At 47.1% G+C, this 23,630-nt stretch carries 17 protein-coding genes, 2 tRNA genes and 2 rRNA genes (1 of these 21 cut by a window edge); 1 reads left to right on the forward strand and 20 read right to left on the reverse strand.

The genetic code is table 11. The features are described from left to right. Nucleotides 1–35: 35 nt before the first annotated feature. From pnp to rlmE, 15 genes are all read right to left on the reverse strand, one after another. Entirely contained in the window at nt 36–2,141 is a 2,106-nt protein-coding gene (gene pnp, locus F0U83_RS15215) for a polyribonucleotide nucleotidyltransferase (protein WP_138989067.1), read from the reverse strand. 182 nt (nt 2,142–2,323) lie between these two features. Beyond that, nucleotides 2,324–2,590 (reverse strand): 30S ribosomal protein S15, encoded by a 267-nt coding sequence (rpsO, locus tag F0U83_RS15220; protein ID WP_138989066.1) that lies wholly within the window; start codon nt 2,588–2,590, stop codon nt 2,324–2,326. 131 nt (nt 2,591–2,721) lie between these two features. Continuing rightward, nucleotides 2,722–3,672, reverse strand: a complete 951-nt coding sequence (truB, locus tag F0U83_RS15225; RefSeq protein WP_138989065.1) for a tRNA pseudouridine(55) synthase TruB — start codon at nt 3,670–3,672, stop codon at nt 2,722–2,724. 2 nt (nt 3,673–3,674) lie between these two features. Next, nucleotides 3,675–4,061, reverse strand: coding sequence for a 30S ribosome-binding factor RbfA (gene rbfA, locus F0U83_RS15230; protein WP_138989064.1), 387 nt, complete (start codon nt 4,059–4,061; stop codon nt 3,675–3,677). Nucleotides 4,062–4,070: 9 nt separating this feature from the next. After that, the gene (infB, locus tag F0U83_RS15235) at nt 4,071–6,614 is read right to left on the reverse strand and encodes a translation initiation factor IF-2 (protein WP_138989063.1); all 2,544 of its coding nucleotides are present in this window, start codon (nt 6,612–6,614) and stop codon (nt 4,071–4,073) included. A gap of 23 nt (nt 6,615–6,637) precedes the next feature. Then, nucleotides 6,638–8,128 (reverse strand): transcription termination factor NusA, encoded by a 1,491-nt coding sequence (gene nusA, locus F0U83_RS15240; protein WP_138989062.1) that lies wholly within the window; start codon nt 8,126–8,128, stop codon nt 6,638–6,640. A gap of 33 nt (nt 8,129–8,161) precedes the next feature. After that, nucleotides 8,162–8,617 carry a ribosome maturation factor RimP gene (rimP, locus tag F0U83_RS15245; protein ID WP_150036817.1) on the reverse strand — a complete coding sequence of 152 codons (456 nt, stop codon included), beginning with the start codon at nt 8,615–8,617 and terminating at the stop codon, nt 8,162–8,164. Nucleotides 8,618–8,732: 115 nt separating this feature from the next. Then, nucleotides 8,733–8,809: transfer RNA gene (locus F0U83_RS15250), tRNA-Met, on the reverse strand. Between the two features lie 52 nt (nt 8,810–8,861). Then, nucleotides 8,862–8,947, reverse strand: a tRNA-Leu gene (locus F0U83_RS15255). A 28-nt stretch (nt 8,948–8,975) separates the two neighbouring features. Continuing rightward, a complete protein-coding gene (secG, locus tag F0U83_RS15260) occupies nt 8,976–9,332 on the reverse strand; it encodes a preprotein translocase subunit SecG (protein WP_138989060.1) in 357 nt (118 codons plus the stop codon). 1 nt (nt 9,333) lies between these two features. Continuing rightward, nucleotides 9,334–10,101 (reverse strand): triose-phosphate isomerase, encoded by a 768-nt coding sequence (gene tpiA / locus F0U83_RS15265; protein ID WP_138989059.1) that lies wholly within the window; start codon nt 10,099–10,101, stop codon nt 9,334–9,336. 38 nt (nt 10,102–10,139) lie between these two features. After that, complete coding sequence (gene glmM, locus F0U83_RS15270) at nt 10,140–11,495, reverse strand: phosphoglucosamine mutase (protein WP_138989058.1); 1,356 nt, start codon at nt 11,493–11,495, stop codon at nt 10,140–10,142. Continuing rightward, the gene (gene folP / locus F0U83_RS15275; protein WP_211343723.1) at nt 11,488–12,348 is read right to left on the reverse strand and encodes a dihydropteroate synthase; all 861 of its coding nucleotides are present in this window, start codon (nt 12,346–12,348) and stop codon (nt 11,488–11,490) included. The genes glmM and folP overlap by 8 nt, the downstream gene beginning before the upstream one ends. 68 nt (nt 12,349–12,416) lie before the next feature. Then, complete coding sequence (gene ftsH / locus F0U83_RS15280; protein ID WP_138989057.1) at nt 12,417–14,384, reverse strand: ATP-dependent zinc metalloprotease FtsH; 1,968 nt, start codon at nt 14,382–14,384, stop codon at nt 12,417–12,419. 86 nt (nt 14,385–14,470) lie between these two features. Continuing rightward, nucleotides 14,471–15,088: a 23S rRNA (uridine(2552)-2'-O)-methyltransferase RlmE gene (rlmE, locus tag F0U83_RS15285; RefSeq protein WP_138989056.1), complete on the reverse strand. Its 618-nt coding sequence runs from the start codon at nt 15,086–15,088 to the stop codon at nt 14,471–14,473. A 97-nt stretch (nt 15,089–15,185) separates the two neighbouring features. Between rlmE and F0U83_RS15290 the strand changes: the two genes are divergently transcribed. Further along, nucleotides 15,186–15,488: a YhbY family RNA-binding protein gene (locus tag F0U83_RS15290; protein ID WP_138989055.1), complete on the forward strand. Its 303-nt coding sequence runs from the start codon at nt 15,186–15,188 to the stop codon at nt 15,486–15,488. Between the two features lie 41 nt (nt 15,489–15,529). On the opposite strand, the gene greA is transcribed toward F0U83_RS15290, so the two are convergent. The 5 genes from greA to F0U83_RS15315 all read right to left on the reverse strand — a co-directional run. Then, a complete protein-coding gene (greA, locus tag F0U83_RS15295) occupies nt 15,530–16,006 on the reverse strand; it encodes a transcription elongation factor GreA (RefSeq protein ID WP_138989054.1) in 477 nt (158 codons plus the stop codon). Between the two features lie 10 nt (nt 16,007–16,016). Continuing rightward, a complete protein-coding gene (gene carB / locus F0U83_RS15300; RefSeq protein ID WP_138989053.1) occupies nt 16,017–19,223 on the reverse strand; it encodes a carbamoyl-phosphate synthase large subunit in 3,207 nt (1,068 codons plus the stop codon). A 48-nt stretch (nt 19,224–19,271) separates the two neighbouring features. Beyond that, the gene (gene carA / locus F0U83_RS15305; protein WP_138989052.1) at nt 19,272–20,408 is read right to left on the reverse strand and encodes a glutamine-hydrolyzing carbamoyl-phosphate synthase small subunit; all 1,137 of its coding nucleotides are present in this window, start codon (nt 20,406–20,408) and stop codon (nt 19,272–19,274) included. Between the two features lie 302 nt (nt 20,409–20,710). Next, nucleotides 20,711–20,826 (reverse strand): 5S ribosomal RNA (gene rrf / locus F0U83_RS15310). Between the two features lie 114 nt (nt 20,827–20,940). Further along, nucleotides 20,941–23,630, reverse strand: a 23S ribosomal RNA gene (locus F0U83_RS15315); it runs 200 nt beyond the window's last position.

The following is a 23,630-nucleotide window of genomic DNA, read 5'->3' on the forward strand; positions in this document are numbered from 1 at the left end:
AGCCCTCACTCGGAGGGCTTTTTTAGTAAAAAGAATCAGCCAGAAACAGATTCATCTTCAATTAGGTCTTTCATTGAAAGTTTGATTCGACCGCGCGGGTCAACTTCCAGAACCTTAACTTTAATGATGTCATCCATTTTGACGTAATCAGTCACTTTCTCAACACGCTTGTTGTCTATCTGAGAGATGTGCACCAAACCATCTTTTCCAGGCAGGATATTTACAAACGCACCAAACTCTTCTAAACGTACAACTTTACCTTCGTAGATTTTTCCTACTTCAGCTTCAGCTGTAATTTCGATTACTTTATCTGTCGCTGCTTTAGCCGCTGCTTTATCAGCTGCATAAATGCGAACAGTACCGTCATCTTCGATATCAATCATCGCGCCGGTTTCTTCGGTCAGCGCACGAATGGTTGCACCACCTTTACCGATGACATCACGAATTTTCTCTGGATTGATTTTCAGCTGAGTCATTGCCGGAGCATTATCTGGCAACTCTGGGCGAGCATAGCCAATAACTTTAGCCATCTCTTTTAAGATATGGGTACGTGCATGCAGCGCTTGCTCCAATGCAATTTCCATAATCTCTTCAGTAATACCCGTAATCTTGATATCCATTTGCAATGCCGTGATACCTTGTTCCGTACCAGCCACTTTAAAGTCCATATCACCTAAGTGGTCTTCATCACCCAAGATATCTGTCAGGACAGCAAACTTATCACCTTCCTTAACCAGACCCATCGCAATACCCGCAACAGGAGCTTTCAAAGGAACACCAGCGTCCATCATCGCCAAAGACGCACCACAAACAGAAGCCATTGAGCTCGAACCATTTGACTCGGTGATTTCAGATACCACACGAATGGTATAAGGGAACTCTTCCTGAGAAGGTAACATAGCTGCCACACCGCGGCGCGCCAGACGACCATGACCAATTTCACGACGTCCAGTAGCACCCATTCGACCGGCTTCACCGACAGAATAAGGAGGGAAGTTATAGTGCAGCATAAATGGATCTTTACGCTCACCTTCCAAAGCATCAATCAGTTGTTGGTCACGAGCAGTACCTAACGTACAAGTAGCAATGGCTTGCGTTTCTCCACGAGTAAAGAGCGCAGAACCATGCGTGCCTTTAAGCACATCGATTTCAACAGCAATAGCACGTACAGTTTTCGTATCACGGCCATCGATACGTGGCGCACCATCAACAATACGTTGACGCACGATAGTCTTTTCGACTGAGCTGACAACACCAGACACTTCTTTCTCAGAAGGCTGACCTTCTTCAGAACCAGACAGCTCAGCAACAGCTTTCGCACGTAAATCATTCAGCGCTGACTGACGCTGCATTTTATCGGCAACCTGGTACGCATCGGCAATACCTTGGCCAACCAACTCGTTGACTTGCGCAATGAGTGCTTCATTTTTAGCAGCTGGCTGCCAATCCCAAACAGGCTTACCCGCTTCGACTTTAAGCTCATTAATGGCGTTGATGACACCTTGCATCTCTGTGTGAGCAAACAGGACAGCCCCTAGCATCTCATCTTCTGTTAGCTCTTGTGCTTCAGATTCAACCATTAATACAGCGTCAGATGTACCTGCGACCACCATATCTAGTTCAGAAACTTCCAACTGTTCATACGTAGGATTAAGAATGTAGCCATCTTCTTCAGTAAAACCTACACGCGCGCCACCAATAGGCCCCATGAAAGGAATACCTGAGATAGATAAAGCCGCTGATGTACCAATCATTGCAGCGATATCTGGGTCATTCGACTTGTCAGCCGACATAACAGTACAAACCACTTGCACTTCGTTCATGAAGCCTTTCGGAAACAATGGACGAATCGGGCGATCGATCAGACGGGACGTCAGTGTCTCTTTCTCTGAAGGGCGCGCTTCACGCTTAAAGAAACCACCAGGAATCTTACCTACCGAGTAGGTTTTTTCGATGTAGTGAACAGACAATGGAAAGAAGTCCTGGCCGTCTTTTGCTTCTTTTGCTCCGACAACGGTACACAGTACCTGAATCTCTCCCATGGTGACTAAAACAGCACCCGTTGCTTGACGAGCAATACGGCCTGTTTCTAATGTGACCTGCTGGCCACCAAACTCAAAAGTTTTTGTAATCGCTTGCACGAATATTTCCTCTCTAAAAAATAAAACCTGAGAGAAACCGTTTCAATACCATCTTTGCTGCCAGTACTCATTTGCATTCAGTCATAGACGAAACACAAATGAGTACAGGCCGGTTGAACGATTCTCTTATTTACAGGCAGATAAAACAGGGGCCATACATTGTATGGCCCCTGAAAACACAATTAGCGACGTAGACCCAAACGGCCAATCAGCGCCAGGTAACGATCTGCATCATTCTTTTTCAAGTAATCCAGCAGCTTACGACGCTGGTTAACCATACGAATCAAACCACGACGAGAGTGGTGATCGTGTTTATGCGCTTTGAAGTGCCCTTGCAGACCTTCAATATTCGCGCTCAGCAGAGCAACCTGTACTTCTGTAGAACCCGTATCAGCTTCGCCACGTCCGAAGTCAGCAACGATCTGAGCTTTCTGTTCAGCTGTTAACATGTGTTTTTCTCCAGTTTCAATATGCAGACAACCATTGAGGTTGCAGGATTAATGGACACGGTGAACCGAGCATATTTTCAGTTCATCGTCGTGAGCTGGCAACGAAGGGGAGCTACCAACTCGCTCAGAGATTATGACTGGGTCGACAATAGACGCCGGGAAACCAGTCGCTTATCCTGAGTAATTTCTGCTATTCCGATAAATTTTTCGGAACCCTTCTCTACGAGTCGAACAAGTGATTGCGGCTCATCATCGACAACGATAACAATCCCGTTTCTCACCAGACGGCACTGCTCTTCATCTAATTGAATCACAGGCACATCATTAATTGCTGACCAAGCGGGTAATAATAACGCATCCAGACGGTTTTGTATGCTTTCTAGCGGCTCATTCTCTCGCTTCATTTCAGCCATAGAGCGTAACTGCTCCAGCGTCATCATCTGGTCTGCTTTGTAAGGCCCTGAGTCTAATCGACGCAGTGCCTGCACATGTGCACCGCAGCCTAACAGCAACCCTAAATCTTCTACAATAGACCGGATATAAGTGCCTTTTGAGCAACGAATATCCAAATCAACCTCATCGCCACGAAAATCAAGGAGATGGATCTCTCTGATAATCACCGTTCGGGGTTTAACTTCTACCTGAACGCCTTGACGAGCCAGCTTATAGAGCGGTTGACCATTATGTTTGAGGGCTGAAAACATCGAGGGAACCTGTTCAATCTCTCCGCTGAAGTGTTCGTCCAGCAGCGCTTGTATTCGCTCCTTTGTAACATGCTCCCCAATCACCGCCGTCGCAATCACCTCACCGTCAGCATCACTACTATCGGTACGGACGCCTAACTTCGCAGTGGTAATGTAACGCTTATCCGCATCTAATAAAAACTGTGAAAATTTGGTTGCTTCGCCAAAAGTAATTGGCAGCATACCCGTAGCCAAAGGATCTAGCGCACCCGTGTGACCAGCTTTCGCCGCACCATAAATGCGCTTAACCCCCTGTAGAACATAGTTTGAACTAACGCCCTGTGGTTTATCGAGCAGGAATATACCATCCACAGGACGACCCTTATGACGTCGCCCCACCGTTATTCCTTCTCTTTTTCCCGCAATTCACGCGCTGCTTTTTCAATTAAGCTATGTAGGTGGCGGCCACGCTCTATGCTTGCATCAAAATGAAAACGCAACTGAGGCATCACTCGCAACTTGATTTTCTTTGCTAGTTCATGCCGCAGAAAGCCTGCCGCGCTACGCAGCACCTCAAGAGAAACGGCTACCGCATCCTCCTGAGTCTGCTCACCAATTGGCAATACCGTAATATAAACATCAGCATAGCCAAGGTCTTTTGCTACCTTGACATGACTGATCGTTACCATCCCCATACGAGGATCTTTAACTTCAAACTGGATCAGCTGAGCCAGATCTTTTTGCATCTGGTCAGCTATCCGTTGAGTTCGACTGAATTCCCGTGCCATAGCGCTCCGTTAAAGTGTGCGCTGAACTTCGACGGTCGAGAATACCTCGATCTGATCGCCGACTTTCACATCGTTATAGTTTTTGACCCCGATACCGCACTCCATACCTTGACGAACTTCACTCACAGCATCTTTAAAGCGGCGTAGGGATTCCAATTCACCTTCGTAAATAACAACGTTGTCACGCAATACACGGATCTGCTTATTACGATATACCGTACCATCCACAACCATACAGCCTGCGACCAAACCGAGTTTTGGCGAGCGGAAGACATCACGTACTTCTGCAATACCAACGATCTCTTCACGGAACTCAGGCGATAGCAGCCCTGACATCGCTTGCTTCACATCATCGATAATGTCGTAAATGACGCTGTAGTAACGTAATTGAATGCCTTCACGATCAACAATAGCTTTGGCTTGAGCATCAGCTCGCACGTTAAAACCAACAATCAGTGCAGATGATGCTAGTGCAAGGTTAGCTTCAGTTTCTGAAATACCACCAACACCGCTGGAAACGATAACCACTTTCACTTCATCAGTAGAAAGCTCTTCGAGTGCGTTCGTTAACGCTTCTAATGAACCGCGCACATCGGCTTTAAGTACGATATTCAAGTTCTTAACTTCACCTGCTTCCATATTGGCAAATAGGTTTTCCAGCTTAGATGCTTGCTGACGCGCCAACTTAACTTCACGATATTTTCCTTGACGGAACAACGCAACTTCACGCGCTTTTTTCTCGTTAGTTACCATGGTGAATTCATCACCTGCTGCTGGCGTACCATCTAAGCCTAAAATTTCAACAGGGATCGCAGGGCCAGCTTCATCTACAGGATTACCGTTTTCATCCAACATGGCACGAATTCGGCCGTAGTGAAGACCCGCTAACACGATATCGCCTTTACGCAATGTACCGGTCTGAACCAGTAGCGTAGCAACAGGACCACGCCCTTTATCAAGACGAGACTCTACAACTACACCTTGACCCGGTGCACTTGGCACAGCTTTAAGCTCTAGTACTTCAGATTGCAGAAGCACCGCTTCCAACAGTTCATCAATACCTTCACCTGTTTTGGCGGACACGTTGATGAACTGGACATCGCCACCCCATTCTTCCGGGATAACATCACGCTGAGCTAATTCGTTTTTAACTCGATCAGGATCTGCATCTTCTTTATCTATTTTGTTAACCGCGATAACCAAAGGTACGCCTGCTGCTTTCGCATGCTGCACGGCTTCCTCAGTCTGCGGCATGACACCATCATCAGCCGCTACCACAAGAATAACAATATCCGTTAACTTAGCACCACGTGCTCGCATCGCAGTAAACGCCGCGTGACCTGGTGTATCCAAAAAGGTAACCATGCCATTATCGGTTTCAACATGATAAGCACCGATATGCTGTGTAATACCACCGGACTCACCCGCAGCGACACGTGTGCGACGGATATAGTCAAGCAATGAGGTTTTACCATGGTCAACATGACCCATCACGGTAACGATAGGTGCACGTTCTTGTTCGTCACCTTCTGCGCCCTGCATACTTTCCAGCAACGCCTCTTCAATTGCATTCTCTTGAAGTGGCTTAGCAACATGCCCCATCTCTTCAACAACCAATACGGCGGTATCTTGATCAATAACTTGGTTAATGGTCGCCATAGCGCCCATTTTAAACATAACTTTGATCACTTCAGCCGCTTTAACGGTCATTTTCTTCGCAAGTTCAGCAACAGTGATACTCTCAGGAATACTGACTTCATGCACTTTCGGCGCTTGAGGCTCAGTAAATCCATGGGCATTATCATGCTTAGGTGCTGACTTTCGACCTTTAGATGCATTTCTTGAAATTTTACCGCCGCGGCGCTCGCCGCCATTTTCAGAAAATCCACCACGCCCTCCCCCGCGGGAGTTTTTAGTAGGCTTTTTATCTTCACCTCTAAAGGCGCGTTTTTTATTGTCTTGATCTTCCACTTTTTTCACCGGCTTACTTGGTGCTGCAGCAGGCTTAGCCTCAGGGGCTTCCTTAACGGACGGAGCCGCAACAACTTCAACTTTTGCCTTTAATTCAGCCTCTTCCTTGGCTTTTTGTTCAGCAGCTTCGCGTGCTTTCTGCTCAGCTTCTTTTTGTGCAGCTGCCTCTTGCTTTAGTCGCTCTTCTTCTAAGCGCTGCTGCTCTTCTGCTGCTTTACGTGCAAGCTCTTCCGCCTCTAGCGCTTCTTGAGTTTTAGACTCGCCTTCAACTTCAGAACGTTTAACATAAGTGCGGGTTTTACGGACTTCTACGTTAACCGTTTTCTTCTTGCCCGACGCACCAGCAACTTTGAGCTGAGAGGTTGTCTTACGCTTCAAAGTGATTTTTTTAGGTGAGGTGACGCTTTCATCCTCTTCACCGTGTGAACGTTTAAGGTGCGTTAGGAGCGTTTGGCGCTCTGATTCAGAGACCATTGATTCTTCTTTTTTACCTGCGATTCCCGCTTCCTGCATCTGCGCTATCAAACGCTCAACGGGAACACCAACCACATCGGCAAGTTGTTTAACAGTGACTTCTGCCATATTGGTATATCTCCTCCGTTGAATTAGGCTTCATCCGCGAACCATGGTGCACGCGCAGTCATGATTAACTCTGCAGCCTTTTCTTCGTTCATACCTTCAATCTCAAGAAGTTCTTCAACAGACTGCTCTGCCAAGTCTTCCATGGTAATCACGCCTTTAGCCGCCAGCAGGAACGCTAAGTGCCGTTCCATACCTTCCATTTCCAGCAGATCATCCGCTGGTTCGGATTTCTCGAGCTGCTCTTCGTTGGCTAGTGCCATATTCAATAGAGCATCTTTTGCACGAGTACGAAGCTCATTTACTATATCTTCATCAAAACCGTCGATTTGTAGCATCTCATCGACTGGTACATAGGCTATTTCTTCAAGCGTACTAAAGCCTTCTTCTACTAAAACTTCAGCGACATCTTCATCTACATCCAGATGCTTCACAAACACATCCATAACAGAGCCAATCTCTGACTGCTGTTTCGCAGCGGCATCTTCCTCAGTCATTACATTGAGTTCCCAGCCTGTCAGCTCAGACGCTAAACGCACATTCTGTCCGTTACGCCCAATGGCCATAGCCAAAACCTCTTGAGCAACCGCAACATCCATTGAATGACTCTCTTCTTCTATCACGATAGAAGCGACATCTGCAGGAGACATTGCGTTAATAACTAACTGCGCAGGGTTGTCATCCCACAAAATGATATCGACACGCTCACCACCCAGCTCATTAGACACTGCCTGAACACGTGCGCCACGCATACCTACACAAGCACCTACAGGATCAATACGGCCATCGTTGGTCTTCACTGCAATTTTCGCACGAGAGCCTGGATCACGAGCAGCCGCACGAATCTCAATAACCTCTTCGGATATTTCCGGAACTTCTATACGGAAAAGCTCAATCAACATCTCTTCACAGGTTCGACTCAAAATCAGTTGTGGCCCACGCCCTTCAGCACGCACTTCCGTCAATACCGCACGTACTCGGTCACCCATACGAAACATTTCACGGGGCAACACGTTATCTCTAGGTAATAAAGCTTCGGCATTGTTACCTAGGTCTACGATAATATTATCGCGTGTAACTTTTTTGACACTGGCCGAGATCAACTCTCCTAGGCGCTCTCGATAAAGTTCAACAACTTTTGTCCGCTCTGCTTCACGTACTTTCTGTACGATCACTTGCTTGGCGGTTTGTGCGGCAATACGTCCAAAAGCGACAGACTCAACCTGTTCTTCATAAATATCACCTGGCTTTAGTGCAGGATCAATCTCTTCAGCTTCTTGCAGGGTCAACTCAGTCCCCAGTAAGGGAACGTCATCGTTACTTACCACTTTCCAACTACGGAAAGTTTCGTAGCCGCCCGTCGCGCGATCAATAACCACACGAATTTCGGCATCTTCGTCATAACGCTTTTTAGTTGCTGTTGCCAATGCTAGTTCAATTGCTTCGAAAATGACGTCTTTCGCAACGTCCTTTTCATTAGATACCGCTTCTGCAACCAGTAGGATCTCTTTATTCATGCTACTGCCTCGCCTATTCCTCGAAAGTGCTTCTTAAAACTGTGGAACAACCTGCGCCCTGTCGATTAAATCAATCGGCAACAAGAACTCTTCATCATCCACAACCAGCAAAATATCGTCCCCTTCGACCCCATTAAGAACGCCTTTAAAATTGCGTCGTCCTTCAAATGGAATACGAAGTTTGATTTGTACTTTGTTGCCCTGATAAGCAGCAAACTGTTCTAATTTAAATAGAGGCCTATCCATACCAGGAGATGAGACCTCTAAAACATATTCACCACTAATTGGGTCTTCTACGTCCAGAATACCGCTTATTTGATGGCTTACCGCAGCGCAATCATCAACACTTACACCATCTTCTTTATCAATATAGATGCGTAATGTGCTATGCCTTCCCTGTGATATATAGTCCACCCCCCAAAGCTCACACCCCAAAGAGTGCACAATAGGCTCTAACATATCCTGTATTAACTTCAGCTTCGCTGACACTAACCAACCCCAATAACATTTAGCAGAAACAAAAAATGGGCCCATTGGACCCATTTCTGAAAAATAAAAATCACATACCTACGAAAAAGCCCCTTAAAAGGGGCCTTCGAGAATATGGTAGCGGGGGCTGGATTTGAACCAACGACCTTCGGGTTATGAGCCCGACGAGCTACCAAGCTGCTCCACCCCGCATCAGAAACAGGGGCATATTATACATACAATATACTCCCGCTGCAAACAAATATGGTGCCCAAGGCCGGACTCGAACCGGCACAGCCGTAGGCCACTACCCCCTCAAGATAGCGTGTCTACCAATTCCACCACTTGGGCATAAACTTTAACAACAGATATTAAAAGATCACTCGGTTTTGGGTATATCTGTTTCTGCAGCACTTGGAGCCTTTTCAGCCTCAAGAGCCGGCAACGCTGAACTCTCTTCGATCACTTCAACAGAAGGTATTCCAGCATTACCAACAGATGCGGCTTGCTGCTTAGCGTACACAGCCAAAACAAAGCTTGTTACAAACAAGCCTGTTGCCAAAACCGCTGTCATACGGCTCAGGAAATTACCTGTACCCTGGCTTCCAAACACGGTTTGAGAAGCTCCGCCACCAAACGCAGCACCCGCTTCAGCACCTTTACCCTGTTGAAGCAATACTAGAGCAATAATGCCAGCAGCAAGCAACACATGCGAAGCAAGAACAAGAGTTTCCATATTATTTACCACCTACTATAGCGTTTGCACAATGATCGCAAATCACCAAAAATTCTTCTAACTTCAATGAAGCCCCGCCAACGAGGCCCCCATCAATATCTGCCTGCGCAAAGATCTCAGCAGCTGTACTAGCACTTACACTACCACCATATAAAATGGAGACATTCTCAGCAGCTGTTTCTCCCGCCAGTTTCACCAAAAGCGAGCGAATAAGCGCATGAACCTCTTGGGCCTGTTGTGGCGAAGCGGTCTGCCCCGTACCAATAGCCCAGACTGGCTCATATGCAACAACAAGAGAACCAAACTCCACTACATCTAATAGACTGGTTCCCGCTAAAACTTGTGCTGAAATTACCTCTTCCAGCTTTCCAGAAGCTCTTTGCTCTAACGTTTCTCCAACACACAGAATTACTTTCAGATCACAATCAATAGCTGCTTTGACCTTCTTTGCAATCTGGCCATCAACTTCTGACAATAACGCTCTGCGTTCAGAGTGACCAACCAAGACATATTTACAGCCTACGTCTTGAAGGATCTTCGGGGATAACTCACCCGTATAAGCACCCGAGGTTTCAAAGTAAACATTCTGAGCGCCAACTTTTGCGCCTTTAATCTGACTAGATACAGTCAGCAAATAAGGGGCAGGCGGACAGATTACAACATCAATAGCATCAGGTAATACAGCTCGATTTACACCAGAAACGAAGTCATTAGCAAACTCTAGACTCCCGTTCATTTTCCAGTTACCAGCGACTATTTTCTGACGCATTGCCACCCTCCACAAAAGAGGCGCAGATATTAACCGAGTTAGTCCTGGGTGACAAGCGCTTCTAAAGCATTTCTTACCTCTTCAGCTAGCTCTTTACAAAGTTTTTCAATAAAGCACTTATCTTCGCCTTCAATCATAACGCGCACAACAGGCTCCGTACCAGAAGGCCTTAGCAATACCCGACCAGAATCACCTAATTGAGATTCTGTATCTTTTACAGCGCTTTGAACAGCATCAACCCCCCTCAGATCAACTCTTTTGGGCATTTTTACATTAATCATAACTTGCGGCAGCTTACTCATCCCGCACTTCAAATCATGTAGTGACTTGCCTGTTTCACGCATCGCTCTAAGCACCTGCAGGGCCGATATGATACCATCACCGGTACTGGTGAGATGGCGACAAACTATATGCCCGGAACTTTCTCCGCCTAGGATCCAGTCTCGTTCAGCCAAAGCCGCCATAACATAGCGATCACCAACATCGGCACGAATAAAAGGCACGCTCATCTCATTCATTGCTCTTTCAAACCCGAAGTTGGTCATCAATGTGCCAACCACGCCTCCGGATAAAGCTTCTCGTTCATGCATTCTCTGCACAATAATGAAGAGCACTTCGTCTCCATCGATTACTTCGCCTAAATGATCCACCATGATCAAGCGATCGCCATCGCCGTCCAGCGCAATACCTAAGTCAGCTTTTTCCGCCACGACAACCTTTTGAAGTCGCTGTGGTGCAGTTGCACCACACGCTTCGTTAATATTGAGACCATCAGGCGCGGAAGCTACTTCAATAACGACGGCCCCTAACTCCCTAAGCACCTCAGGAGCCACATGGTAAGTAGCACCATTGGCACAATCCAACACAATTTTCAGCCCACTCAGACTAAATCCCAACGGCACCGTAGATTTACAAAACTCAATATATCTCCCCGGAGCATCGGGAACTCGACGAACTTTGCCTAAGCTGGCAGAGTCCACTGTTGTCATGACCAGATCCATCTGTGCCTCTATTGCGTGCTCTAACGCGTCCGGAAGTTTAGTGCCTTCTGTAGAGAAAAACTTAATGCCATTATCGCCAAATGCATTATGGGATGCCGAAATAACAATCCCTGCATTCGCCTGAAATGTTCGTGTCAAATAGGCAATTGCCGGAGTAGGCATTGGTCCTGTTAACAGAACATCAACCCCTGCTGCCGACAATCCAGCTTCTAATGCAGATTCAAACATATATCCAGAAATCCGCGTATCTTTGCCAATCAGGATTTTACTATGCCCCTCTCGAGCAAACACCTTACCTGCCGCCCAACCCAACTTCAGCATAAAATCCGGCGTAATCGGAAACTGCCCTACTTTTCCACGAATACCATCTGTCCCAAAATACCTTTTACTCATAACTTACCCGCTTTTCTTGCATTACAGACTCAGTCATTCTGACAACATCGACAGTTTCGGCTATATCATGCACCCGGAGTATTTTAGCGCCTTTCATGACCGCAATAGCCACCGTTGCCAACCCCCCAGCCAAACGCTGATCAACTTCCTTATCTAGCACGCCAGCTATCATACTTTTCCTAGATGTGCCTACCATTAGGGGCAACCCAATCGTATTCAGTTGTTCCAAACGATTCAGCAGCGTCAGATTATGCTCCAAGGTCTTACCAAATCCAAAACCAGGGTCCAATATGATACGATCTTTTGGGATACCCGCTTGCATACAAGCTAAAATGCGCGCCTCAAGAAAAGCTGCTACGTCGGGGAGAATATTCTCATATTCAGGGTGCTCCTGCATGGTTTCAGGGTTCCCCTGCATATGCATGAGGCATACGGGCAGTCCCACTTCGACTGCAGCTGCAAGCGCCCCGCTCCGCGTCAAAGCACGCACATCGTTAATTAAACCCGCACCGTGGGAAGCCGCTTCTGTAATCACTTGTGCAGAGCTACTATCTACTGATATTACAATATCCAGCTCTTTGTTTAGCACCTCGACCACCGGCAATACTCTGTCAAGTTCCTCTTGTAGAGATACGGTTTGTGCACCAGGGCGAGTCGACTCTCCTCCTACATCAATAAGGGTCGCACCTTCATCCACCATCTCAGCGGCTTTTACCAGAGCCCTGTCAACAGAGAGTTGAGACTTACTATAGAGGTTTCCACCATCGGAGAATGAATCAGGAGTAACATTCAGAATACCCATGACATGGGCATGATTTAAGTTAAGTGCTTTTTTACCACATTGTAGCTGCATGATTTTCTACCAAAAACAAAAAAGACCGGATGTAGCACACCCAGTCTTTTTATACTCAAACTACCAAACTATACAGCCTTGCCATTTCCATCAGACTCAGGCTCATCCGGTTCTTGATTTTCCGGCTGTTCTGAATCTGTTTCATTGGCGTCAGCTTCTGAGACTGGACTAGGTGCATCACCTTCAACTTCACCTGTAGGTGACTGGTCTTGGTCATCTACCCACCCCTCGGGATCAGAGACAGGCTGCCTAGCCATCAATTGATCAATCTGTTCGCTACTAATCGTTTCATATTTAATAAGCGCTTGAGTCATCGCCTCTAGTATATCTCGATTTTCTTCCAAGATAGTCTGAGCCCGAGCATAACACTCATCAATGATACGCCTAACTTCAGCATCAATCTGTCGCTGAGTCTCTTCTGCGAGCGGTTTAGCGCCCTGGCCATACCCACGACCAAAGGGATCACCCTCTTCATCATCATAGAGAAGCGGCCCTAATGTTTCAGACAACCCCCATTTAGTGACCATATTTCTAGCCATGGAAGTAGCACGCTGAATATCGTTTGATGCCCCCGTAGTTACACCTTCTTTACCTAGCGTCATCTCTTCAGCAATTCGCCCACCATACAGGGAGCAAATATTAGATATAATAGTTTCACGGCTATAGCTGTAGCGGTCTTCGGTTGGCAAGAACATCGTCACGCCCAATGCCCTGCCTCGTGGAATAATCGAAACTTTATAAACAGGATCATGCCCAGGAACTAGGCGTCCAACAATCGCATGTCCCGACTCATGGTAAGCGGTATTTAAACGCTCTTTATATGACATCACCATAGACTTGCGCTCAGCACCCATCATGATTTTGTCTTTAGCACGTTCAAACTGATCCATACCCACTGTGCGTTTATTCTCACGTGCAGCAAACAGTGCTGCCTCATTCACCAAATTTGCCAAATCCGCACCCGAGAAGCCTGGCGTACCACGAGCGATCAACTCAGGCTTAACATCATCACCAATAGGCACCTTACGCATATGCACTTTGATAATCTGCTCTCGGCCACGAATATCAGGCAATCCAACATGAACCTGACGATCAAATCGTCCCGGACGCAATAGCGCAGGGTCTAACACATCAGGACGGTTAGTCGCAGCAATGACAATGATACCTTCTGTGCCCTCAAAACCATCCATTTCAACAAGCAACTGGTTAAGCGTTTGTTCGCGCTCATCATTACCACCACCCATACCAACACCACGATGACGTCCAACAGCATCAATTTCATCTATAAAAATGATACAAGGAGCATGCTTTTTAGCCTGCTCGAACATATCTCGAACACGAGACGCACCAACGCCCACAAACATCTCAACGAAGTCTGAACCGGATATTGAAAAGAACGGAACTTTAGCTTCACCTGCAATCGCTTTCGCCAATAACGTTTTACCCGTACCCGGGCTGCCCGCCATTAATACACCTCGTGGGATATGTCCTCCAAGACGCTGAAACTTGCCTGGATCTCGAAGATAATCAACTAACTCTTTGACTTCCTCTTTTGCCTCTTCAACCCCGGCGACATCTTCGAACGTTGTTTTAATCTGATCCTCACCCATCATTCGAGCCTTAGACTTACCGAAAGACATTGGGCCACCTTTTCCGCCACCGCCTTGCATCTGACGCATGAAGAACATGAAAATCGCAATAATGACCAAAATAGGGAAAGAGGCAACCAACAACTGCGTCCAAATACTTTGCTGCTCAGGCTGTTTGCCTTCAATAATGACATTATGTTGTAACAAGTCATCTACTAGTTTTGGATCCTGCAATGCTGGCCGTACCGTTTGAAAACGGTCCCCATTGGTTTTTTCACCAAAGATGGTGTATCCATCAATAACCACTTTGGATACACGGTCTGCTTGAACCTCAGCTACAAAGTCAGAATAGTTCAAGCGCCCCTGTTCAGCCTCAGCACCAAAGTTATTAAAGACCGTCAAAAGGACCGCCGCTATAACCAGCCAGAGCACCAAGTTCTTAGCCATATCGTTCAAAAGATAACCCTCTAATTAAACCTTCCTCAAACACCCCGGCTAAACTACACCAGATTCATGTGTTTGACTAACGAAACTCATTGATAACCATGACCTATAATATACACTTCTCGAGAACGAGCTCGAGAAGAGTCAGGCTTTCGTGTTACAACCTTCTTAAAGCTTGTACGTACATCTGCCAAATATTGATCAAAACCCTCGCCTTGAAACACTTTGGCAACAAACACACCATTTGGTTTCAAAACTTGCCGTGCCATATCTAAGGCTAGTTCCACCAAGTACATCGCTGCCGGCTGATCTATTGAGTTCATACCACTCATATTGGGGGCCATATCCGAAATTACAAGGTCTGCCAAATCTTCGCCCAGCACAGAGAGGATTTCATTAAGGACAGCCTCCTCTGTGAAGTCGCCCTGCACAAACTCAACACCCACCATGGAGTCCATGGGTAATATATCAGAAGCGACAACCCGTCCACTTTCCCCAACAAGCTCCGCTGCAACTTGCGACCAACCTCCAGGCGCTGCACCTAAATCAACCACCATCATACCTGGCTTAATGAGGCGATCCTTTTCCTGCAGTTCAAGCAACTTAAAGCTAGCTCTTGAGCGATAGCCTTTCTCTTTTGATAATTTCACATAATGGTCATCGAAATGTTCTTTCAACCATTGGCCACTACTTTTTGATCTGGACACGAATTTATCTCTATTGTTTTACGCTGGGCGGCTCTCAGGTAGAATAGATCTTTTAGCACGTGGCAAATGCCACCTAACCCGAGAATCCTATTTTAGTATGAGCCTGACGCCCGAGCAAAAGAAACAGTACCGCACTATCGGCCACAACCTAAACCCTATCGTTACGGTTGCAGGTAAAGGACTGACAGAAAATATTCAATTAGAGGTAGACCGCGCCTTAGAAGATCACGAGCTAATCAAGGTGAAGTTTGCTGTTGGAGATCGTGAGATTAAAAAACAGCTAATCAAAGAACTTTGCACCATCGTTGAAGCCACTATCGTACAAGAAATTGGCAATATTGCCTTAATCTACCGACCTTCGATTGATCCCAACCCTAAACTATCCAACCTGCTCCGCTAATAATAAAAGGCCGCCCGAGGGCGGCTTTTTAACTTTCAAGATTACAGGTGCAAAACCTCTTCAATCTCGTATTCAACGATGCCCTTAGGTGTTTGAATACCCGCGACATCACCTTCAGACTTGCCAATTAAACCTCGTGCAATCGGGGAATTAACAGACAATTTTCCAGACTTAATATCAGCCTCATCATCACCGACAATTTGATAACGAACAGATTCGTCCGTTTCACAATTAATAATGACAACGGTTGTTCCAAAGATGACCTTTCCTGAATGCGGGATGCTTTTTACATCAATCACCTGAGCATGAGAAAGTTTCCCTTCAAGCTCCTGAATACGACCTTCAATAAATCCCTGTTCTTCACGCGCCGCATGATATTCAGCATTTTCTTTCAAGTCACCATGCTCTCGCGCTTCTGCGATTGCCTGAATAACTCTCGGCCGATCTGTGCTTTTGAGCCGATCTAACTCTGCACGTAATGCTTGTTCACCGGCGGCCGTCATAGGTACTCGACTCATATCTATCTCCTTAGTGAAGGTCTTGAAGGCGGCGTACAACTTTTTCTTCGCCATATTCAAGTGCCATCACAATTGCCTCAGCACCTGCCAGCGTAGTGGTATAAGGAATTTTATGCTGTAGCGCGCTACGGCGTATTTCAGCTGAGTCAGCGATCGCCTTACGCCCTTCTGTTGTATTGACTACGTAAACAATTTCACGATTCTTAATCAAATCGATAACATTAGGACGCCCTTCTGTCACCTTGTTTACCGTATCCACATCAAGGCCATTTGCCTTCAAAAACGCTGCTGTTCCACCTGTAGCAACAAGTGAGAAGCCAAGATTAATCAGCGACTTAGCCACAGGCAAAGCACCATCCTTATCAACATTTCTTACAGAAATGAAAGCCCGCCCTGGCGTAGGCATTTTTTCACCTGCACCAATAGTAGCCTTCATGAAAGCCTCACCAAACGTTTCACCAGTCCCCATAACCTCACCAGTAGACTTCATCTCAGGCGACAGGATAGGGTCAACACCTTGAAACTTGTTAAATGGAAAGACTGCTTCCTTCACATGATAAAACGCCGGGATAATCTCTTTCGTGAAACCAATTTCTGCCAATTTCTTACCCGTCATCACCAAAGCAGCCACTTTCGCAAGAGATACTCCGATACACTTAGAAACGAAAGGCACTGTTCGAGATGCACGTGGGTTGACCTCAATGACATAAATTTCGCCATCTTGGTACGCAAGCTGAGTATTCATCAGGCCTACCACACCTAGCTCTAAGGCCATTTTCTTCACTTGCTCACGCATCTCATCCTGCACGTCAGAAGGCAGGCTATATGGTGGGAAGGAGCACGCCGAGTCACCGGAATGAACACCCGCTTGCTCGATATGCTGCATAATGGCCCCAATCACGACCGTTTCTCCATCACAAACCGCATCAATATCAACTTCAACGGCTGCGTTTAAGAAATGGTCCAGCAAGACAGGCGCGTCGTTAGAAACTTTTACCGCCGTATTCATATAACGGCGCAGCTCTTCCTCTTTATAAACGATCTCCATCGCACGTCCGCCTAAGACGTAAGAGGGACGAACCACTAACGGATAGCCAAGCTTCTCTGCTTCAATCACTGCTTCTTCAAGGGAGCGCACAGTCGCGTTATCTGGTTGTTTCAAACCAAGGCGTTTTAACATCTGCTGAAATTGCTCACGATCTTCTGCACGATCAATCGCTTCAGGCGACGTACCAATAATCGGAACGCCTGCTTGCTCTAAAGCTACGGCCAACTTCAGTGGCGTTTGACCGCCAAATTGAACAATCACACCGACAGGCTTCTCAACGTGTACAATTTCCAAAACATCTTCAAGCGTAATAGGCTCAAAGAACAGACGATCAGAAGTATCATAATCAGTAGAAACGGTCTCAGGGTTACAGTTAACCATGATAGTCTCAAAACCAGCTTCACGAGCAGCCAGCGCCGCATGTACGCAGCAGTAATCAAACTCGATACCTTGACCAATACGGTTAGGTCCTCCGCCGATTACCATAATTTTCTCACGATCCGTCGGATTCGCTTCACACTCTTCTTCATAAGTGGAGTACATGTACGCAGTATCTGTTGCGAACTCCGCAGCACAAGTATCAACACGTTTATAGACAGGTCGAATATTCAACTTCTGGCGCTGTTTACGGAACTGCTTCTCACTAACACCCAGTAAAGTTGCTAAACGCGCGTCAGAGAAACCTTTTCGCTTCAGCCGATAAATTGTATCTGAATCCAAGTCGGACAGTGCCATTTCAGATACGCGTTTTTCTTCCTTAATCAAATCTTCAATCTGTACAAGAAACCAAGGATCGATGCCTGAAATTTCATACAGTTCATCAACCGACATACCCAAACGGAAAGCATCACCGACATACCATATACGCTCAGCACCCGGTTGTTTCATTTCTCTCACAATATCTGAACGGGCATCTTCACTGTTCAAATCTACGATTGGGTCAAACCCCGTAGCGCCGACCTCTAAACCACGCAGTGCCTTTTGCAGGGACTCTTGCTGAGTACGCCCAATTGCCATCACCTCACCAACAGATTTCATCTGTGTCGTAAGGCGATCATTCGCTTGCGGGAATTTTTCAAAAGTAAAACGAGGAATCTTCGTAACAACATAATCTATCGCTGGCTCAAAAGACGCTGGCGTTGCTCCGCCTGTTATGTCGTTTTGCAACTCATCCAAGGTATAGCCAACCGCCAATTTAGCAGCAACTTTTGCAATCGGAAAGCCCGTTGCCTTGGAAGCTAAAGCGGACGAGCGAGACACGCGCGGATTCATTTCAATGACAACCATGCGTCCTGTTTTAGGATCAACACCAAATTGTACGTTTGAACCGCCTGTTTCAACACCAATCTCACGCAATACAGCCAAAGATGCATCACGCATGATCTGGTATTCTTTATCGGTCAGCGTTTGTGCAGGCGCTACAGTGATAGAGTCACCCGTGTGAACACCCATCGCGTCGAAGTTTTCGATGGCACAGATGATAATGCAGTTGTCGTTTTTATCACGCACAACTTCCATCTCATACTCTTTCCAACCAATAAGAGATTCATCAATAAGCAGCTCATTGGTAGGGGACAGATCTAGACCACGCTCACAAATTTCAACAAACTCATCAACGTTATAAGCAATACCACCACCGCTACCACCCATAGTGAAGGATGGACGAATAATACAAGGAAAGCCTAGTTGCGCTTGCACTTGTAAGGCCTCTTCCATGCTGTGGGCAATAGCTGCCCGCGGGCATTCTAAGCCGATTTTTTTCATCGCCTTATCAAAACGATCACGGTCTTCAGCTTTATCGATAGTATCAGCATTAGCACCGATCATCTCTACGCCAAACTGTTCCAAAACACCTTCACGTTCGAGGTCCAATGCACAGTTTAGCGCTGTTTGCCCCCCCATTGTTGGCAGCAGGGCGTCTGGGCGCTCTTTTTCAATAATTTTTGCAACAGTTTTCCAGTTGATCGGCTCAATGTAAGTCGCATCAGCCATCGCTGGATCTGTCATAATAGTGGCAGGGTTAGAGTTTACAAGAATAACCCGATACCCTTCTTCACGCAGTGCCTTACATGCTTGTGCACCCGAGTAATCGAATTCACATGCCTGACCAATAATGATCGGGCCTGCCCCAAGAATCAGTATACTTTTAATATCCGTGCGTTTTGGCATTGTTTAAACCGGTCGAATCTATTTACTTATCTGATCAATCTGAATTAATCAGGCGTGTTTTTTTGCTTTCATTTCCGCAATAAAGCGATCAAATAATGGGGCTACATCACGAGGCCCGGGACTTGCTTCTGGATGCCCTTGAAAACTGAAAGCTGGGCGATCTGTTCGCTCTATTCCCTGAAGCGATTGGTCGAACAATGATTTGTGTGTGGCGCGTAGTGTATTAGGTAACGTTTCCTCATCTACTGCAAAACCATGGTTCTGACTAGTAATCATGACTCGCCCTGTATCAATATCTTGAACCGGGTGATTGGCTCCATGATGGCCAAACTTCATTTTTACCGTCTGAGCACCCGAGGCAAGCGCCAAGAGCTGATGTCCTAAACAGATACCAAAAACAGGTAAATCCGTTTTATTAATCTCTTTGATCGCTTCTATTGCGTAATCACAAGGCTCTGGATCACCCGGACCATTTGAAAGAAACACTCCGTCTGGAGCCAAGGCTAAAACTTCAGCTGCCGAAGTTTGGGCGGGAACAACCGTCAGGCGACAACCTCGTTCGACCAACATTCTCAAAATGTTACGTTTCACACCAAAATCAAACGCAACAACATGATAGGGCTGAGAATCAGGGGCAATAGTGGCATGACCTTCGCCAAGCTTCCAAGTAGATGAATTCCATTCATATTTTTCTTGGGTTGTAACCACCTTGGCAAGATCCATACCCTTCAAACCAGGAAAAGCTCTTGCAGCAGCCAACGCCGCATCCTGATCAAGATCACCCGCCATAATACAACCATTAAGAGAGCCTTTTTCACGCAGAATACGTGTTAAACGGCGAGTATCTATATCAGCTATACCAACGATATTGTGATCTTTCAGGTACTGATCCAACGTCTTCTGCTGACGAAAATTACTGGATATCAATGGTAGATCACGAATTACTAGTCCTGAAACCCAAGTTCCAGCTGACTCTTCATCTTCATCATTCGTGCCAACATTACCTATATGAGGATAGGTCAAAGTTACTATTTGTTGGCAATAGGAAGGATCTGTCAAAATTTCTTGATAGCCGGTCATAGAAGTATTAAACACCACTTCTCCACTAGATTGACCGTCCGCGCCAATAGCAATACCCTTGAATACACTGCCGTCTTCAAGAGCCAGAATGGCTGGTCTTGTCAATTGAACCTCCCCGCGTGTGTTGCGACTTACAGATAACGATACGACACCTGTAAAAAAACGAGGAAGAGCCTCGTTTTTTACTGGAATGATTTGTGTGTCCTGCAAGCTGCAGGTAAACGGCGGTATTCTAGACGATAGTTAACCCAGTGTCCATGCTAGTTATAAGCAACAGGGTAGCTTGAATGGCATTTTCAGATCTCTATCATAACAAATCTAGTTGCTGGGATTATCGGTATACATTCATTCCCATAGTGTCAAAGCAAAAACCCCGGCTACAGCGTAACCGGGGTTCTCTAAAAGGCGCTTGGCAATGACCTACTCTCACATGGGGAGACCCCACACTACCATCGGCGCTAAGTCGTTTCACTACTGAGTTCGGGATGGGATCAGGTGGGGCCAACTCGCTATGGTCGCCAAGCATAAACTGTCACAATACGGATTCGATGAATAACAACCTGTCTCTAACACAAGCCCTATGGGACTCTATCTTCTTTACGTCAACTCTGTCTCTTCCACACGCCTTTGGCGTTATATGGTCAAGCCTCACGAGCAATTAGTACTGGTTAGCTCAACGCCTCACAACGCTTCCACACCCAGCCTATCAACGTCTTAGTCTTAAACGGCTCTTTAGGGGGCTCAAGGCCCCAGCGAGATCTCATCTTGAAGGGGGCTTCCCGCTTAGATGCTTTCAGCGGTTATCCCGTCCGAACGTAGCTACCCGGCAATGCCACTGGCGTGACAACCGGAACACCAGAGGTTCGTTCACTCCGGTCCTCTCGTACTAGGAGCAACTCTTCTCAAATCTCAAACGCCCACGGCAGATAGGGACCGAACTGTCTCACGACGTTCTAAACCCAGCTCGCGTACCACTTTAAATGGCGAACAGCCATACCCTTGGGACCGGCTTCAGCCCCAGGATGTGATGAGCCGACATCGAGGTGCCAAACTCCCCCGTCGATGTGAACTCTTGGGAGGAATCAGCCTGTTATCCCCGGAGTACCTTTTATCCGTTGAGCGATGGCCCTTCCATACAGAACCACCGGATCACTAGCACCTACTTTCGTACCTGCTCGACGTGTCTGTCTCGCAGTTAAGCACCCTTATGCGCTTGCACTCATTGGCTGATTTCCGACCAGCCTGAGGGTACCTTCGTGCTCCTCCGTTACTCTTTGGGAGGAGACCGCCCCAGTCAAACTACCCACCACACAATGTCCTCGATCCGGATTACGGACCTGAGTTAGAACCTCAACAGTACCAGGCTGGTATTTCAAGATTGGCTCCACGCATACTGGCGTACACGCTTCAAAGCCTCCCAGCTATCCTACACAAGTAATGTCAAAGTCCACTGTGAAGCTATAGTAAAGGTTCACGGGGTCTTTCCGTCTAGCCGCGGGTACGCTGCATCTTCACAGCGAGTTCAATTTCACTGAGTCTCGGGTGGAGACAGTGTGGCCATCGTTACGCCATTCGTGCAGGTCGGAACTTACCCGACAAGGAATTTCGCTACCTTAGGACCGTTATAGTTACGGCCGCCGTTTACCGGGGCTTCGATCAAGAGCTTCGCCGAAGCTAACCCCATCAATTAACCTTCCGGCACCGGGCAGGCGTCACACCCTATACGTCCACTTTCGTGTTTGCAGAGTGCTATGTTTTTAATAAACAGTCGCAGCCACCTGGTATCTTCGACCACCAACAGCTTACGGAGTAAATCCGATCACCATCAGCGGCGTGCCTTCTCCCGAAGTTACGGCACCATTTTGCCTAGTTCCTTCACCCGAGTTCTCTCAAACGCCTTAGTATTCTCTACCTGACCACCTGTGTCGGTTTGGGGTACGGTTCTTTATAACCTGAAGCTTAGAAGCTTTTCCTGGAAGCATGGCATCAACTACTTCACTCCACATGGGAGCTCGTCATCAGTTCTCAGTCTTAAAAGGACCCGGATTTGCCTAAGTCCTAAACCTACTACCTTAAACGCGGACAACCAACGCCGCGCTAGCCTAGCCTTCTCCGTCCCTCCATCGCAGTTATAAAAAGTACGGGAATATTAACCCGTTTCCCATCGACTACGCATCTCTGCCTCGCCTTAGGGGCCGACTCACCCTGCCTCGAATAGCGTTGGACAGGAACCCTTGGTCTTCCGGCGGGGAGGTTTTTCACCTCCCTTATCGTTACTCATGTCAGCATTCGCACTTCTGATACCTCCACGGTGCCTCCCGGCTTCCGCTTCAACGGCTTACAGAACGCTCCTCTACCATGCCATAAATGGCATCCGCAGCTTCGGTGTCTAGTTTTAGCCCCGTTATATCTTCCGCGCAGGCCGACTCGACTAGTGAGCTATTACGCTTTCTTTAAAGGGTGGCTGCTTCTAAGCCAACCTCCTAGCTGTCTAAGCCTTCCCACATCGTTTCCCACTTAACTAGAACTTTGGGACCTTAGCTGGCGGTCTGGGTTGTTTCCCTTTCCACGACGGACGTTAGCACCCGCCGTGTGTCTCCCGTGATTGCACTCATTGGTATTCGGAGTTTGCATCGGGTTGGTAAGTCGGGATGACCCCCTAGCCGAAACAGTGCTCTACCCCCAATGGTGAGACACGAGGCGCTACCTAAATAGCTTTCGAGGAGAACCAGCTATCTCCGAGCTTGATTAGCCTTTCACTCCGATCCACAGGTCATCCGCTAACTTTTCAACGGTAGTCGGTTCGGTCCTCCAGTTGATGTTACTCAACCTTCAACCTGCCCATGGATAGATCGCTCGGTTTCGGGTCTAATCCCAGCAACTATACGCCCTATTAAGACTCGGTTTCCCTACGCCTCCCCTAAACGGTTAAGCTTGCTACTGAAATTAAGTCGCTGACCCATTATACAAAAGGTACGCAGTCACGGTCTCAAGAACCGCTCCCACTGCTTGTACGTACACGGTTTCAGGATCTATTTCACTCCCCTCACAGGGGTTCTTTTCGCCTTTCCCTCACGGTACTGGTTCACTATCGGTCAGTCAGGAGTATTTAGCCTTGGAGGATGGTCCCCCCATGTTCAGACAGGATAACACGTGTCCCGTCCTACTCGATTTCACTGTGTATAAGTTTTTAAATACGGGGCTATCACCCACTATGGCCGCACTTTCCAGAGCGTTCTTCTAACTACAACACAGCTTAAGGGCTGGTCCCCGTTCGCTCGCCGCTACTAAGGGAATCTCGGTTGATTTCTTTTCCTCCGGGTACTT

This window comes from Neptunomonas concharum (assembly GCF_008630635.1).
Taxonomy (GTDB): domain Bacteria; phylum Pseudomonadota; class Gammaproteobacteria; order Pseudomonadales; family Balneatricaceae; genus Neptunomonas; species Neptunomonas concharum.